This window comes from Radiobacillus deserti (assembly GCF_007301515.1).
In the GTDB taxonomy this organism is placed as follows: Bacteria; Bacillota; Bacilli; order Bacillales; family Amphibacillaceae; genus Radiobacillus; species Radiobacillus deserti.
In genome coordinates this window covers 3,448,465-3,463,279 of record NZ_CP041666.1, presented here as the reverse complement: position 1 = coordinate 3,463,279, position 14,815 = coordinate 3,448,465, and the positions used below count along the sequence as shown (strand labels likewise).

The following is a 14,815-nucleotide window of genomic DNA, read 5'->3' as shown; positions in this document are numbered from 1 at the left end:
CCCTCCTTATGCGTTTTCGAGTAAAACATTGCGTCCCGTTTCTTTATCGAATAGATGATAGCGATTTGGTCGGACACCAAGCTTTACAATATCCCCTTGCTGGACTGGAACATCTGGCTCAATCAACACTCGTATATGCTTGTCTCCGATTGTGGCATTAAGCATCGTATCTCGTCCGATTCGTTCTACAACAGTGACCCTTGCCGTTAATACATCCTCTGTAGCGTTATCCTCTACTAATACGAAATCCTCAGGTCTAATTCCAAGTATCATGTTGGGTCCGTAAGAAGAATGGATTTGCTGTCCTAGAGATAATGTGCTTTCCGTTTCGTTCATTTGAATGGAATTAGACTCTTGACTATAGAGAACCGGAATCATGTTAATCGGTGGGCTTCCCATAAACGTTCCGACAAACATGTTGCTAGGCTTGTCATACATATGTTGAGGAGCGGAGTATTGCTGGTATTGTCCATCCTTCATGAGCAATACTTTGTCCGAAATACTCATTGCTTCTTCTTGATCATGCGTAACAAAAATCGTTGTAATCCCAACCTCTTGCTGAATTCGACGAATCTCCTCCCGCATTTCTAGACGTAATCTAGCATCTAAGTTAGAAAGGGGCTCGTCTAAGAGTAATAGTTTTGGTTCCTTTACTAATGCACGCGCAATGGCAACACGTTGCTGCTGTCCACCAGAGAGTTGTCCAGGTTTCCGGTCTAATAAATGCTCAATATGGACAAGCTTCGCCATTTTTATCGCACGTTCTTGTGCTTCTTGTTTCGGAACTTTACTCATTTTTAAAGGGAACATGATATTTTTTAGCACCGTCATGTGAGGATAAAGAGCATAGTTTTGGAACACCATTCCAATTTCTCGATTCTCAGGTTCCACATCATTTACTCTTTTTTCTCCAAAGTACAAATCTCCTGAACTAGGCTTGTACAATCCGGCAAGCATAAATAAGGTTGTACTTTTACCGCAACCACTCGGGCCTAAAAGAGAAACTAACTCTCCCTCACGAATGGTTACATTTAATCGGTCTACGGCTAACACATCATCAAATTGCATGGAAAGGTCTTTTAATTCTATTTTCAAAGATGTAGCCTCCTAATCTAGTGAGAAAGTCACAGCTCTGATTATAAAGAAGTAGTGTTAATTGGAAGTTAACTGGGTGTAAAGTTTTGAAAATAATTAGAGGGAAATAGAATAAGTATTGTTCATTTTGTATATAAACTATAAAAAAACCCGAGATTTATTTGAAATCTCGGGTTTCCTACTAAGCTGTAAAGTTCCCATCATAGCTAAGCATGATTGCGGACTTTACACCTTCCATATCAGATATTTCATGAATGAAACTCAAATTATTATCTTTTACTCGTATTTCATAGGTAGCTTCATAGTCGTCGCCTGCTACAACAGACTTAGACTTTACAGTATGCTTTTTCGCATGACCTGCGATAAAGTGTTCCAAAGAATGCTCAATAGAGGAGTCGCTATATTTAATTACCAAAAGATATGGGTCCTCTACTCTTATCTTATTAATAAAAAGAAGCAGCACAATCCCGATAGCTACAGAACCGATAAGTACGAGTGGAATAAATCCTGCTCCACAAAGAATTCCTGCAATGATTGCCCAAAATAAGTAGACGAGATCCATCGGGTCCTTGATTGGGGTACGGAAGCGAACGATAGATAAGGCTCCTACCATACCTAGCGATAACAGCACATTAGAGGAGATCCCCATAATGATAAGTGCTGTAGCCATGGACATGATAATTAAAGAAATATTGAAAGAATGCGAGTATATGACACCAGAAAAAGTCTTCTTATAAACCCAATAAATAAATAATCCAATTAAAAAGGATACGACCAAGCCTATGCTAGAATCGATGATTGAAAAGCTACTTGTTTTTTCTAAAATGCTAGATTTAAAAATATCAGTAAAGTTTGTTGTTTCCATTGTTTTTTCCTCCTGTTTTATCCGTACATTCTACTTACTTGGTATTTAGAATAGGTCCCTCTTCGTCGGTTATCGAGCTGTAGGAGCCTTCTAATGACGTCAGGAAAATATTCATCGAATTTCACTTCTAATATGACAATGTCGGAATCGGTTTCTACCATCGGTAAATCGGGATTTAATAGGTCGTTATTGCGAAAACTTGTTTTGATTTCACTGTCAAAGGTTACGCGCACATTTCCATGTTCATAGATATAGACTTCTCTTTCATAATCAACGACGGTTAATGGGGTGAGCTTGTATAGCTTCATATGCACATACAGCTCTTGGATAAGCTTTCGTGCATCGTCCTTCATCCAATCGATAGCACCGTACCGTATGCTTTCATATTCCTGAGCAGTAACCGGACACTTTTCTTTATAGGTAAGATTATCTCGTTTACTCTTTTTCTCTAAATGGATGATGTCGGAGTTGTAATTGTATAAGCGAATTCGGTACTTATCTCGTTCAAAAAAGCCTTCTTTTTTTTGCGTCAATACTTTATTATCGAAGTTATCGAAATAGACACTTCGAATGAAGTATTTTCCATCCGCATCAGCATGCGGGTCTAGACGCATCACATGCTTTAGCTTGTTTCGCAGCAAGTGACAATCCATTTTTGTCAGCTCATGCTTTAACTCTCTTCTTCCTTTGCTTCCATTTTGATTAATAAGGGACATATGACATCGTACTCCTTTTGGTTTTTCAAGCTGTGCCCTTATTATGAAATGCCAACCTTAAAAGAACCTTAAAGAACCTTTTAAACATTTTTACAAAAAAAAAGACCACCTTCATCGGTGATCTCATTTCGGGAATTTAAGTTTAAATACAGTACCTTTTTTGGGGTCTGAATATACTTTAACTGTGCCATTGTGAATTCTAATAATCCATTGTGCGATAGAAAGACCAAGGCCGGTACCTCCAGTTTCACGTGATCTTGCTTTGTCTTCACGGTAGAATCGGTCGAAGATATAGGGAATGTTTTCCTTTTCAATACCACTACCGGAATCTCTCACTTCAAGGACGACTTTATGATCTTCTATATACGTTTTTACACCAACACTGTCTTTTTCTGACGTGTATTTTAATGCATTGTCTAGCAAAATGACTAAAAGTTGATGGAATCGATCCTTATCGACCTCTAATTGGATAGGTGCTTCTAAGTTTAACCAAAAATGCTTATCCTGAGATTCTGCAATTTCCATATACGGAGCACATACTTCTTGTATAAATGAATCAAGCTCTATGCTAGTTTTCGTAAATTGTGTTTCTGCAGAATCTGCTCTTGTTAAGGTTAATAGATCGGATGTCAGTTTGGTTAAACGTCTCGTTTCCGAAAGACTTAAAGCAATATGCTCGAATTTATTGGATATTTTTTCTTGTGGTGTTGTAAGTAATTGCTCTAGCTTGTTTTGAATTACCGTTAATGGCGTGCGCAGTTCATGAGATGCATTTTCCACAAACATAGCTTGGTTATTCCAGGATTCCATAATCGGCTCCATCATTTTCTTAGAAAGTAAATAGCTTGCTGTTATGGATAGCATAATAAAAATTGAGGAGCAGATGATAATGATTTTTTCAAAGTTATCAATGATAGTCTGCTCGGCATCCACATTGACCAATAGTTGCGTATAAGCAACGTTGTCATCGGGATTATGATCTTCTATTAATAAATAACGAAAATGATAGCTTTCCGAAATCGTCGTATTCGTGATGGTATTTACATTTTCTTCTGGTAGCGTATAATGGGCTAAAATATTTTCGTAAAGTACGGTACCAATTTCTTCTTCATTTATTATTTCACCAGCTTCATTCCAATCGATCACGATACTTCTTGGGTTAAGAAAATCGTTGGGCGGCCCATCCGGTCCTTGATCCGGATCACGTACTCCATCTGGACCTGGCTTAATTCCATCGAATCGCTGCTCGGACTGAATTCTTTCTGCTAATCGGTGTAGCTCTTCATCTGTTTTAGAATATAATGTGCTTTTCACTTGGCTAAAGATAATAAAGCCAAATATCGAAAAGATAATGGTGAAAGCCAATAGATTTAATGCCATAAATTTCAGCTGTTGAGTACGAAAGAGTTTTTTCTTAAACATGGTCGTCACCATTATCGGTTAACATGTAGCCGAGACCACGGAACGTTTTAATATATTGATCGTATCCAAATTGCTTTAAGCTTTTTCGTAAGTTACTTGCATACACTTCCACCACAGTCATCGATGTATCGGATTCAAACCCCCAAATCCGGTCAAATATTTGCTCCTTTGTAAGAATGGTGTTTTTATTGTGAATAAAGTACTCCAGCAAATCGAACTGTTTTCCGTTTAGTTTCACTTCTTCTCCCGCGATGGAAACTTGTTTGTTCTTTACATTAAGCTGGAGATCTTTAAAGACTAAGATGGATTCCTTAAATGCACCCGCTGTCCGTCTTACCATGACTTCCAATCGTAGTAATAATTCTTCTCGGTGGAAGGGCTTTACTAAGTAATCGTCAGCTCCAACCTTAAATCCTTGAATCTTATCATCAATACCATCCTTCGCGGTTAACATGATCACAGGAGTAGCAATGTCTAACGCTCGTAATTCCTTTAACACTTCATACCCATTCATTTTAGGGAGCATGATATCTAAAATAATGACATCATATATGCCCTGTTCAGCTAAATAAAGACCTTCTTCGCCGTCAAACGCTTGCTCGGTCTGGAATATTTCTTCCGTTGTTTCTTTTATAGACTGGGATAGATGCTGATCATCCTCGATAATAAGCAGTTTCATCGTCATGTACTCCTTTTTCTGCTTTTTCCTTTTTCTCTTCAAAAGGACCTTGGTGATAGATTTGATTATAGGGACATTTGTTAGAAATGCAAATACAAATTTTGAAAAGTTGATTTTTAAGGTTTGGTTAAGGTTTGTCTTTCATAATGATTGTCAGGAGGCAGCGCACCTTCAAAAAGGAAGGACAAAAAGGAGCACGAATAAAATGAACATGGACTCTATGTATGTGAAATCAACAGCGGTTCTATTAGCAATTGCCCTGTTGTTTGGATGTAGTAACAATAATGAATCAACGGTGAAGAATGAATCGAAAACAGATGAAGTAAAAGCAGCAACCATTGCTGCCATGGAAGAGCAAGTAACCTATGATGAAGAAGACTTTTATACAGATTGGAAGGAAGAAGATCCAACCTATATAGAGTTATCAGGAACTGAAGTGAATGTAGAAGATACAGATTCTCTCCTAATAGAAGATCAGAAGGTAACCATTAAGACTGGTGGTGTCTATGTTCTTAGTGGAAATTGGGAAGACGGTCAAATTGTAGTGGATGCGGAAGATAAACATGCTGTACGTATTGTCTTGAATGGAGTAGACATTCATTCCTCCATAAGCTCGGCGATTTATGTGAAAAATGCAGAAAAGACCATCGTTTCGATAGAAAAAGGAACGAAAAATACTTTATCGGATGAAAATAATTATGAATATGAGGATGAAGCAGAAGAAGAGCCAAATGCAACGTTGTTTAGTAAAGATGACCTTGTTATCAATGGAGAAGGAACCCTATCCATTGAAGGAAACTTTAACAATGGGATTACGGGTAAGGATCAATTAAAGGTTACAGGTGGAAGCATTAATGTAAAAGCAGTAGATGATGGCATACTAGGTCGTGATTTAGTTGCAGTAAAGGATGGAAAAGTCACAGTAGAAGCAGGAGGAGACGGTATTCGAACTAGTAATACAGATGCTGATAAAGGAATCCTTGCTATGGAAGGTGGAAGCTTTGATATCCAATCTGAAAAGGATGGAATTCAGTCAGAAAATGCAGTTTGGATAACGGGTGGGGACTTTTCAATTGTAGCTGGTGGTGGAAGCCCGGAAACGATTGAAAATCCTATGGAGCAAAGAAGAGGGGCGTGGTCCAACGAAACAACAACCACGGAAGAAACGGAATCTGAAAGTACAAAAGGGATAAAAGCAGTCAACGATTTAACGGTCACAGGTGGAACCTTTGACATCGATTCACTAGACGATTCCATCCACAGTAATAAGAATGTAACGTTGGCAGGTGGAGACATTACCATTGCTTCCGGTGACGATGCGGTTCACGCAGACTCAACCGTTGAAACAACTGCCGGTACCATCTCCATATCTAAAAGCTATGAAGGAGTAGAAGGTGGAAATATTACGATTAGTGGAGGAGATATTCACGTGGTTGCAACCGATGACGGTGTAAATGTCGGTGGAGGAAATGATGGTTCAGGCATGGATGCAGAAGCTAGTGAAGGTATGCTAACCATCTCTGGTGGTAATCTAGCTATGGATGCAAGCGGAGATGGCCTGGATTCCAATGGTTCCATTTCGATGACAGGTGGAACCGTTCTGGTAAATGGCCCTACAAATAGCGGGAACGGATCGTTAGATTACGCTGGAACCTTTGAAATTAGTGGTGGAACTCTTATCGCAGCGGGTAGCTCTGGAATGCTACAAGCAAGCTCAGAGGATTCAAGTCAACAAGCCATTCTCATGACATTCTCTAATGTACAGGAAGCGGGTACACTAGTTCATGTCGAAGATGGAGAAGGTCATACAGTAGTGAGCTATGCACCAAGCAAGGAATTTCAATCCATCTATATTAGCTCTCCTGACTTACAGAAGGATTCAACTTATACTTTATCCACAGGTGGAACTTCTACAGGGGAGGAAACGGATGGTCTATATGTAGATGGAACGTACACGAAAGGAACCAAAGTGGTGGAGTTTACAATCTCTGATGTGGTTACGTGGTTAGATGAGTCAGGGGTAACAGAGGCACAATCTGGAATGGGACCAGGAGGACGTGGTCAAGGTGGATCGGGTCAAAGACCAAAATTTGGAGAGGGTGGTACACCGCCGGAAGGATTCACTCCACCAGAAGGATTTACGCCGCAAGAAGAATCAACGACAGAAGAAGATGCTTAAAACAGGTTATAAGAAAAGAAAAAAGGTGCTGGGACATTATGAAAAGGATAAGCCGAAAAGCCGAACAATAGCCTATACTAGCTCCGGAAATATACGTAGACTCCAGCGGGAAAAAAGGCATCGGTGAGACCCCACCGTGCGTCAGCACGAGGAGGCTCACCAAGCCGCCCGCAGAAAGCGTAATATATTTCCGGAGCGGGGTATAGGCACTAATGATAATTGTTCGTTTTTTTATTGCTTACTATCCTTTTGTCCTAGCCTCTTTTTTTCTTTAGCCTTTTAAGAAATCAGGATCCTCAAAGCGTGGATTTGGATAAGTGTAGAATCCTTCTCCTGTAGCGGTCCCTAATTTTCCTTTATCGATATACTCGGTTTTCAATAGGTTAGCTAATTGTTTTAATTCGTCGTTGCCAGTTGCTTCTGCTTTCGCTTTAACAATGTTATAAGCAGTAGTTATTCCTACCACATCTAAGATGGCAAAAGGTCCCTTCGGTGCTCCAGTAGCAATCATCCAAGTTTTATCAATGGTTTCGACATCTGCAACTCCACGGACCAACAAAATTTCTGCTGCGTCTAATAAAGGAACAAGAAGTGAATTTAAAATATAACCCGGTTGCTCTTTATGTAGAGGCAGGGCAACCATCCCAATTGCTTTGGCAAAATCCAATACTTCATCAAATACATTCATATCGGTGCCAGCATGTTTCATGACTTCTGCTGTATTATTCAACCAAATTTCGTTTGCGAAGTGCAAAGCAAGGAATTTTTCTGGACGCCCTGTTGCATCCGCAAACTGGCTTGGCAATAGGGTAGACGAATTAGAGGCAAAAATAGTTTTTTCAGGTGCAACGTCCCCTAATTTATTATAAAACTCTGTCTTGATTGGAACAACTTCGGGAACAGCTTCAATAACTAGATCTGCCTCTTTTACTGCTTCCGCTAAATCCGAATAAAAAGAAAGGCGGTTTTGTGCCTCATCAACTTGTTCCTGTGTTGCATTTAGGTCCTTTTGGTAGCGAGGCTTTAACTTTTCGATTCTTTCTTTAGCTTGATCTAATGCTTCATCGTTGATGTCATAAACACTTACTTGAAATCCGTGGAATGCGGTTTGGAAGGCAATTTGACTTCCTAATACGCCACTCCCGGCTACCGTAATGTTTTTGTAGTTCATGATAGGTCTCCTTTCAGGTTTTCATCCTGTTTATGTTTCCCAATGCCCTCCATACTAATAATAAAGAATAGGGATTAAATCGTCACTTTTTTCGCATATGGCTTTAAAAGAATTTAGAGAAGAGAATCATATCGACAAGTTCTATAGCTAATTTGTTCGAAAATTGTTGAAATAACACGGTGACATAGTATATTAGACGTAGAAAGAGGTTGCAGGATGGGAGGATAAAACATGCGAATCATTTCCATTGAAAAAGTTCAGTCAGGAATTAAACTGGGAAGAGCTATCTATAACGAACGTGGAAAGGTTCTGCTCTCAGAGGGCACGGAATTAACAGAAAGAATGATTAAGAAGCTAAAAAAATTTCACATTACTTCGGTGTACATAGAAGACGATTTCTCTGAAGGAATAGAAATTGTGGAAGCAATTCCAGTAGAGTTTCGGATGGAGGCGATTGGGACCATCAATCAAGGGCTAATGGATATTGCGGATTTAAATGTATCTAAACCAAATTTACAAGGTATGATGAAGTCGGCGCGTGCCATTCGAACGTTTCAGAAGGTATTTCGAGATATTGCAGACGAGCTTTCTACAAATCGGGCTGCTATCAATTTACTAGCAACAACGAAAATTCAAGAATCGTTCGTCTATGGGCATAGTTTAAATGTCGCCATTTATTCCTGCCAACTGGCACTGGCAAATGGATTGCCAATAAAGGAGATTGAAGATATTGGTTTAGGCTCTATGTTACACGACATAGGAAAATTGTTCGTTCCGAAAGAAATACTAAATAAGCCGATTCCATTAACAGATGACGAATGGAAGCAGATGAAAAATCATTGTGAACAAGGATACAATATTATTCGAAAGATTCATGAAATCCCAATTCCGGTTGCACACTGTGCACTGCAGCATCATGAACGAGTGGATGGAACAGGATACCCAAGAGGGTTGATGGATGGAGACATCCATCGATATGCTAAAATCATTAGTGTAGCCAATGGATTTGACGCAGTTACGCAAGCACGTGCTTATCGACCGGCAATCCTTCCACATGAAGGAATAGGTTGGTTAGAGGAACATGCAGGGACTAGGTTTGATGCTTATCAGGTTAATCTGTTTAAGGATTGTATTGCTATATACCCACAGGGATTAACGGTTAAGTTATCAGATGGACGAGTTGGAATTGTCGCCAGTTATTCCGTGAAAAAGTTGACGCTACGAATTGTTCAAGATGAATATCAACAGCCAGTGGAGCCCTATGAAATAACTTTAAATTTACAGCATGATAGAGATCTATATATTATCGAAACAGATGTTTTATTACCTATTTAAGCTATTATAACTATTATAATCATAAACAAAAAACCGGATGGTGACTGTACATCCGGTTCTATATTTGGAAAAGTAATAGGTAATAAGACTAATGGAAATTACGACCTCTTTGTTGGATAATCTAGCAAGATAATAACGGTTGGAGGTGGTTTGTTGAGACTTATTTTTCTATGGATATTTTTAACTACGTTTATCATTTCCTACTTAACAATTTATGATTATCTGGAGTGTCGTGCAGTTACAATTCTCATAAATCTATTGTTTTTAGCGTTATCTGTTTATTTTATGTTTCAATTAAAGAAGGAAAGGAATAAACAAGACTTAGTCCTGTTTGGATTATTAATCCTATTTATCATAATAAGCTTATGCTTAATCATTTTTTAGGAGAAATTCATGTTAAAAATAATCATTGATAGTACGACCATTTTTCTTATAGCTATAGGACTCTATATTCATTTCACATCCGGAGATATTTTGTTTTGTAATTTCCTTGCCAAAGAGTTGCTTATAAAAAAATAAGAAATTTAAAAGCTTTTGTTTAACCAAAAAAACGAGTGGTTCTGGGACCACCCGTGCTTAAAAATATTTATTTCGCAGCGACCACTTTACGAAACTCTTCTGTTAGTTGTGGCACTACTTCAAAAATATCGCCAACGATTCCGTAATCCGCAATTTTGAAAATAGGAGCTTCTGGATCCTTGTTAATCGCTACGATAATCTTGGATTGACTCATTCCTGCAACGTGCTGGATCGCTCCACTAATTCCACACGCGATATAAATTTCCGGTGTTACTACTTTCCCTGTCTGCCCGATTTGCAAGGAGTAATCACAGTATCCGGCATCGCAAGCGCCACGAGATGCTCCTACCGCACCGCCTAGCACATCTGCTAATTCTTCCAATGGCTTGAAGCCTTCTGCACTTTTCACAGCACGACCACCAGCTACAACCACTTTTGCTTCTGTTAAATCCACCTTTCCGGATGTTTTTTGAACTACTTCTTGGATAACGGTTCGCAACGAAGCGGGCTTTTGATAGCTAATATGCTCTACTTCAGGAGCACCCTTCGTTTGATCTGCATCAATATTGTTTGGGCGCACCGTTAATACCCAAGGGACACTTTGGAATGTTTTTTGTTCAAACGCTTTTCCGGCATAAATTGGTCGCGTGTACAGGACGCCTTCAACAGAATCTTCAATGGCTGTTACATCGGAAATCTGTCCGGCATTTAATTTAGCGGAAATGACCGGAGCTAAATCACGACCGATGGCGGTGTGTCCAAATACGATACCTTCAGGATTTGAAGATTCAATGACTTGGGATAGTCCGCTAGCATAAGCTTCTGGATTGTAATGCTCTAAGTCCGCATCATCTACTATACATACTTTTTGAACGCCGAGAGAGGCAAGAGAATCCTGTAGACCGCTCAAATCAGAGCCCAAAACAGCTAAGTGAATCACATCTCCTTCATTCGACGATAATTTGGCAGCTTGAATCGCTTCATAGGTTACTTGACGTAGTTTTCCATCACGTTGTTCTGCAACAACCAAGATTGTTTTACTCATGATTTAGCCTCCTTATATGACTCTCGATTTGTTTTTTAATTGCTCCACCAATTCTTGGACCTGATCTGAAACTTCACCAGATAGGATTTTTCCTTCTTCTCGCTCAGGTGGAAGTGAAATACTTTTTCGCTCGGTTTTGGCTACGAGTTCGCTTTCAGAAATATCTAAGTCATCTAATGAAAGCTGTGTAAATGGCTTTTTCTTCGCTTTCATGATCCCAGGCAAGCTCGGGTAACGAGGTTCGTTTAACCCTTGCTGTGCAGTAAACAAAGCAGGTAGCATCACTTCTAGTTTTTCTTGGTCTCCTTCCGCATCCCGAACAGCGGTTGCTTTTCCATCTGAAATCGATAATTCCGTAACGGATCCAACATGCGGAAGGTCTAATAGCTCCGCTAAACGAATGGCCACCTGGCCACCGCCACTATCTACTGAAAAGTATCCACCTAACACGAGGTCAACAGATTGTTTACTTAAGTAAGAAGCCAATACTTTGGAAATGGTGTATTCATCTGAGCCAATTCGATCATCAGAAATAAGGATGGCTTCGTCAGCTCCCATAGCTAACGCAGTTCTTAATGCTTCCGTACTTCTTTCAGGACCTACGGAAATAACGTAAACGCTTCCATTATGTGCGTTACGAATTTGGATGGCTTCTTCTACGGCATATTCATCGTATGGATTGATGACATATTGTACGCCATCCTCTGAAATGTGACCGTTCTCGATGTTAATCTTTTCTTCTGTATCAAACGTTTGCTTCAAAATAACATAAATGTTCATGGTACCTTCTCCTTTCAAATGGTAGAAAAAGTAAATGTTTATGATAGAAGCAAGAGGGATTGCGATATGCAATCACCTTATGCTTTTAATCCCTTTAAAAAGAACTCAACCGTTTTATCCACTTGCTCAGATAATGAATATTTTTTGCCCGGCGATTAACCAAGTCGTCACGACTTCGTCCATTGCACCAAAAAGTAACAAACGAGTAAGCTTTACATCAAGGTCGGAGCGAAATGTTCCATCCGCAACACCTTTTCGAATTACACCTTCTAGCAGCTTAATGTATGGCTTCACGGTCTGCCCAATTGCTTTTCTCATGTCTAAGTTGCTTTGACGAAGCTCAATCTGTGTAACATAAGCGAGTGGGACATTTGCTTCCAATTCTGTGAAGTGAATGCGACATATCTCTCGTATTGCTTCCGAAACATCCGAAATGTGTTCAATACTTGCCTCAAATTTCCCAACAAGCTCTCCAAGCTTTTCTTTAAATAAGGAGATGAGGATGTCTTCTTTATTTTTGAAGTACAAATAAATTGTTCCATCCGCAACGCCTGCAACCTTTGCAATCTTTGAAACTTGGGATCCGTGATATCCGTTTTCCGCAAAGACTTGAAGTGCTCCATCGAGGATTAAATGATATTTTTCTTTTTTTCTACTTGTCATAATGGCACCTCGGTGTTAAAATTTAATCAACTAATGAATGAATAGTCATTCATTTTCTTAATCATATTCGAATTCCTACTTGGTGTCAATGATTATCCGCAGGAATTTTACTAGTCTTTTTGATTAAGAGATTCATATGTTGAAAGTAAGCAAAACTACGAGAAAGGAATGATCGTTGTGGGTTGGCAATGGATACAGTTTTTTGCATTCCTCGTTGTAAGCGGTTACAGTTTGTATCTGTTTGCAAAGGTTGTCTATCATCGCTACTTATATGTAAAGCTTGGGCAGCCAGTCACAATGGAAAAACAATTGAAGGAACGGTTTAAAACCGCTGTCGTTCAAGTGTTGGGACAACAAAAGCTGTTGAAGGATAAGAAAAGCGGGATTATGCACGTCCTCATTTTTTATGGGTTTATTATCCTTCAGTTCGGTGCTTTAGATATTATTGTCAAAGGACTTGGCGCGAAGGGGTTACCGATTCCTGGTTACCACGTTTTTGGTCTGATCCAGGAAATTACCGTCTTACTTATTTTCTTAGCAGTAGGTTATGCTGCATACCGCAGGTACGGAGAGAAGCTACCTCGTCTAAAAAGAGGCTGGAAACCAAGTGTTGTCATTTTTTTGATTTTTTCTTTAATGTTTACCGTTCTGTTCTCCTTAGGATTTGAACGAGTCATACACCATATGGAATTTTCCTGGTATGCGCCAATTTCTTCTGTGATAGCTGCCGCTTTCTCTGGAGTCGGAGTAACAGCAGCCACGGTCTTCTTTTATATCTTCTGGTGGGCGCATCTACTAATCTTACTTTCTTTTCTTATTTATGTTCCACAATCGAAGCACTTTCACCTTATGGTCGCACCGATCAATATTTTACTTAAAAAAACAGAGCCAGTTGGCAAATTAACATCCTTAGATTTAGAAGATGAAGAAGCAGAATCTTTTGGAGTAGGAAAAATAGAAGACTTTACTCAAAAACAAATGATTGACTTTTATGCATGTGTCGAATGTGGGCGCTGTACGAATGTTTGTCCAGCTTCCAATACCGGAAAAATTCTCTCACCTATGCATATGATTGCGAAGCTTCGTGATCATTTAACGGAAAAGGGCGCTGTTTTGACCTCAAAATCCCCTTGGGTACCAGCTTACGCTTTTTCAGAAATGGGAACTCATTCGTTCCAGCAACCGGACGGTGGATTGGATACCAATTGGAGCAGTGACTCTATCACAAATATAGAGCCGACAATCAGCTTGCAAAAAATGCTTTGGTCTACTGGGGAGAAAAAAGCGGAAGATGTGAACTTAATTGGGGATGTGATGACAGAAGATGAGATTTGGGCATGTACGACTTGCCGAAACTGTGAGGATCAATGTCCTGTAGGAAATGAACACGTGGACAAAATCATTGATTTAAGAAGGCACCTCGTCTTAATGGAAGGTAGTGTCCCACAAGAAGGACAGCGTGCGATGCAAAACATTGAGCGTCAAGGAAACCCTTGGGGGATTAATCGTAATGATCGTGCCAAGTGGAGAGAAGATATCGCTGGGATTCCAGTTCCTACCGTAAAAGAGAATCCAGATTTCGATATTCTTTATTTTGTAGGCTCTATGGGGTCATACGATAATCGCAGCTTAAAAATTTCTAAAGCGTTTGTACGACTGCTCCATGAAGCGGGGGTTAACTTCGCCATTCTTGGAAATGAAGAGAAAAACTCTGGCGATACACCACGTCGAATGGGGAACGAGCTCCTGTTCCAAGAGCTTTGCATGGAAAACATTGCGACGTTCCAAAAGTATAACGTGAAGAAAATTGTAACCGCTTGCCCGCATACATTTAATACGCTGAAAAACGAATATCCAGAGTTCGGGCTAGAAGGGGTAGAGGTCCTTCACCATACAGAGTTGCTGGACCAACTCGTAAAAGTGAAAAGATTGACCCCGCAGTATGTGTTGAATGAACGTATTACGTATCACGATTCTTGTTATCTAGGACGCTACAACAATATATATGATCAGCCTAGAAATATTCTTCGAGCCATCAAAGGAGTAGAGGTAGTGGAAATGGACCGAAACCGGGAAAACGGCATGTGCTGTGGCGCCGGAGGAGGCATGATGTGGATGGAAGAAACAGCAGGGAAGCGCGTGAATATAGCCCGAACTGAGCAGGCACTTGAAGTTCATCCAACCATCATCAGTAGTGCTTGTCCATTCTGTCTCACCATGCTAGAGGATGGAACAAAATCGAAGGAAGTGGAGGAAGCTGTTCGTGCTAGAGATATTGCGGAAATCTTAGAAGAGGCTGTTTTTGGAGTAGAAGAAGAGCAAGACAAAAAGGCGATGTAAATTAGG

Annotated in this window: 12 protein-coding genes and 1 pseudogene; 4 read left to right on the top strand and 9 right to left on the bottom strand. The window is 39.8% G+C overall.

Features of this window, described 5'->3' with window-relative positions; genetic code table 11:
• Positions 1-6: 6 nt before the first annotated feature.
• From FN924_RS18070 to FN924_RS18050, 5 genes are all read right to left on the bottom strand, one after another.
• Entirely contained in the window at positions 7-1,095 is a 1,089-nt protein-coding gene (locus FN924_RS18070) for an ABC transporter ATP-binding protein (protein ID WP_143896916.1), read from the bottom strand.
• A gap of 181 nt (positions 1,096-1,276) precedes the next feature.
• Positions 1,277-1,960 carry a DUF4956 domain-containing protein gene (locus tag FN924_RS18065; RefSeq protein ID WP_143896914.1) on the bottom strand — a complete coding sequence of 228 codons (684 nt, stop codon included), beginning with the start codon at positions 1,958-1,960 and terminating at the stop codon, positions 1,277-1,279.
• Positions 1,961-1,977: 17 nt separating this feature from the next.
• Positions 1,978-2,676 (bottom strand): polyphosphate polymerase domain-containing protein, encoded by a 699-nt coding sequence (locus FN924_RS18060; protein ID WP_143896912.1) that lies wholly within the window; start codon positions 2,674-2,676, stop codon positions 1,978-1,980.
• 123 nt (positions 2,677-2,799) lie between these two features.
• Positions 2,800-4,098: a sensor histidine kinase gene (locus FN924_RS18055; protein ID WP_143896910.1), complete on the bottom strand. Its 1,299-nt coding sequence runs from the start codon at positions 4,096-4,098 to the stop codon at positions 2,800-2,802.
• Entirely contained in the window at positions 4,091-4,777 is a 687-nt protein-coding gene (locus FN924_RS18050; protein ID WP_143896908.1) for a response regulator transcription factor, read from the bottom strand. The genes FN924_RS18055 and FN924_RS18050 overlap by 8 nt, the downstream gene beginning before the upstream one ends.
• A 205-nt stretch (positions 4,778-4,982) precedes the next feature.
• Between FN924_RS18050 and FN924_RS18045 the strand changes: the two genes are divergently transcribed.
• The gene (locus tag FN924_RS18045; RefSeq protein WP_143896906.1) at positions 4,983-6,956 is read left to right on the top strand and encodes a carbohydrate-binding domain-containing protein; all 1,974 of its coding nucleotides are present in this window, start codon (positions 4,983-4,985) and stop codon (positions 6,954-6,956) included.
• Between the two features lie 271 nt (positions 6,957-7,227).
• On the opposite strand, the gene FN924_RS18040 is transcribed toward FN924_RS18045, so the two are convergent.
• A complete protein-coding gene (locus FN924_RS18040) occupies positions 7,228-8,127 on the bottom strand; it encodes a 3-hydroxyacyl-CoA dehydrogenase (RefSeq protein ID WP_143896904.1) in 900 nt (299 codons plus the stop codon).
• A 231-nt stretch (positions 8,128-8,358) separates the two neighbouring features.
• On the opposite strand from FN924_RS18040, the gene FN924_RS18035 reads away from it, so the two are divergent.
• Both FN924_RS18035 and FN924_RS18030 read left to right on the top strand, forming a co-directional pair.
• Positions 8,359-9,462, top strand: coding sequence for an HD-GYP domain-containing protein (locus FN924_RS18035; RefSeq protein WP_143896902.1), 1,104 nt, complete (start codon positions 8,359-8,361; stop codon positions 9,460-9,462).
• Between the two features lie 153 nt (positions 9,463-9,615).
• Entirely contained in the window at positions 9,616-9,846 is a 231-nt protein-coding gene (locus FN924_RS18030) for a hypothetical protein (RefSeq protein WP_143896900.1), read from the top strand.
• 202 nt (positions 9,847-10,048) lie between these two features.
• On the opposite strand, the gene FN924_RS18025 is transcribed toward FN924_RS18030, so the two are convergent.
• From FN924_RS18025 to FN924_RS18015, 3 genes and pseudogenes are all read right to left on the bottom strand, one after another.
• The gene (locus tag FN924_RS18025; RefSeq protein WP_143896898.1) at positions 10,049-11,026 is read right to left on the bottom strand and encodes an electron transfer flavoprotein subunit alpha/FixB family protein; all 978 of its coding nucleotides are present in this window, start codon (positions 11,024-11,026) and stop codon (positions 10,049-10,051) included.
• A gap of 12 nt (positions 11,027-11,038) precedes the next feature.
• The gene (locus FN924_RS18020) at positions 11,039-11,806 is read right to left on the bottom strand and encodes an electron transfer flavoprotein subunit beta/FixA family protein (RefSeq protein WP_143896896.1); all 768 of its coding nucleotides are present in this window, start codon (positions 11,804-11,806) and stop codon (positions 11,039-11,041) included.
• A gap of 77 nt (positions 11,807-11,883) precedes the next feature.
• Positions 11,884-12,469, bottom strand: a pseudogene (locus tag FN924_RS18015) (TetR/AcrR family transcriptional regulator).
• A gap of 168 nt (positions 12,470-12,637) precedes the next feature.
• On the opposite strand from FN924_RS18015, the gene FN924_RS18010 reads away from it, so the two are divergent.
• Positions 12,638-14,809: a (Fe-S)-binding protein gene (locus FN924_RS18010; protein WP_143896894.1), complete on the top strand. Its 2,172-nt coding sequence runs from the start codon at positions 12,638-12,640 to the stop codon at positions 14,807-14,809.
• Positions 14,810-14,815: the final 6 nt, after the last annotated feature.

Bases quoted from the DNA above. Each gene is read 5' to 3' on its own strand.
- FN924_RS18035 (WP_143896902.1), top strand. From the start codon at position 8,359: ATGCGAATCATTTCCATTGAAAAAGTTCAGTCAGGAATTAAACTGGGA.
- FN924_RS18045 (WP_143896906.1), top strand. From the start codon at position 4,983: ATGAACATGGACTCTATGTATGTGAAATCAACAGCGGTTCTATTAGCA.
- FN924_RS18060 (WP_143896912.1), bottom strand. From the start codon at position 2,676: ATGTCCCTTATTAATCAAAATGGAAGCAAAGGAAGAAGAGAGTTAAAG.
- FN924_RS18050 (WP_143896908.1), bottom strand. From the start codon at position 4,777: ATGAAACTGCTTATTATCGAGGATGATCAGCATCTATCCCAGTCTATA.
- FN924_RS18040 (WP_143896904.1), bottom strand. From the start codon at position 8,127: ATGAACTACAAAAACATTACGGTAGCCGGGAGTGGCGTATTAGGAAGT.
- FN924_RS18065 (WP_143896914.1), bottom strand. From the start codon at position 1,960: ATGGAAACAACAAACTTTACTGATATTTTTAAATCTAGCATTTTAGAA.
- FN924_RS18055 (WP_143896910.1), bottom strand. From the start codon at position 4,098: ATGTTTAAGAAAAAACTCTTTCGTACTCAACAGCTGAAATTTATGGCA.
- FN924_RS18025 (WP_143896898.1), bottom strand. From the start codon at position 11,026: ATGAGTAAAACAATCTTGGTTGTTGCAGAACAACGTGATGGAAAACTA.
- FN924_RS18020 (WP_143896896.1), bottom strand. From the start codon at position 11,806: ATGAACATTTATGTTATTTTGAAGCAAACGTTTGATACAGAAGAAAAG.
- FN924_RS18010 (WP_143896894.1), top strand. From the start codon at position 12,638: ATGATCGTTGTGGGTTGGCAATGGATACAGTTTTTTGCATTCCTCGTT.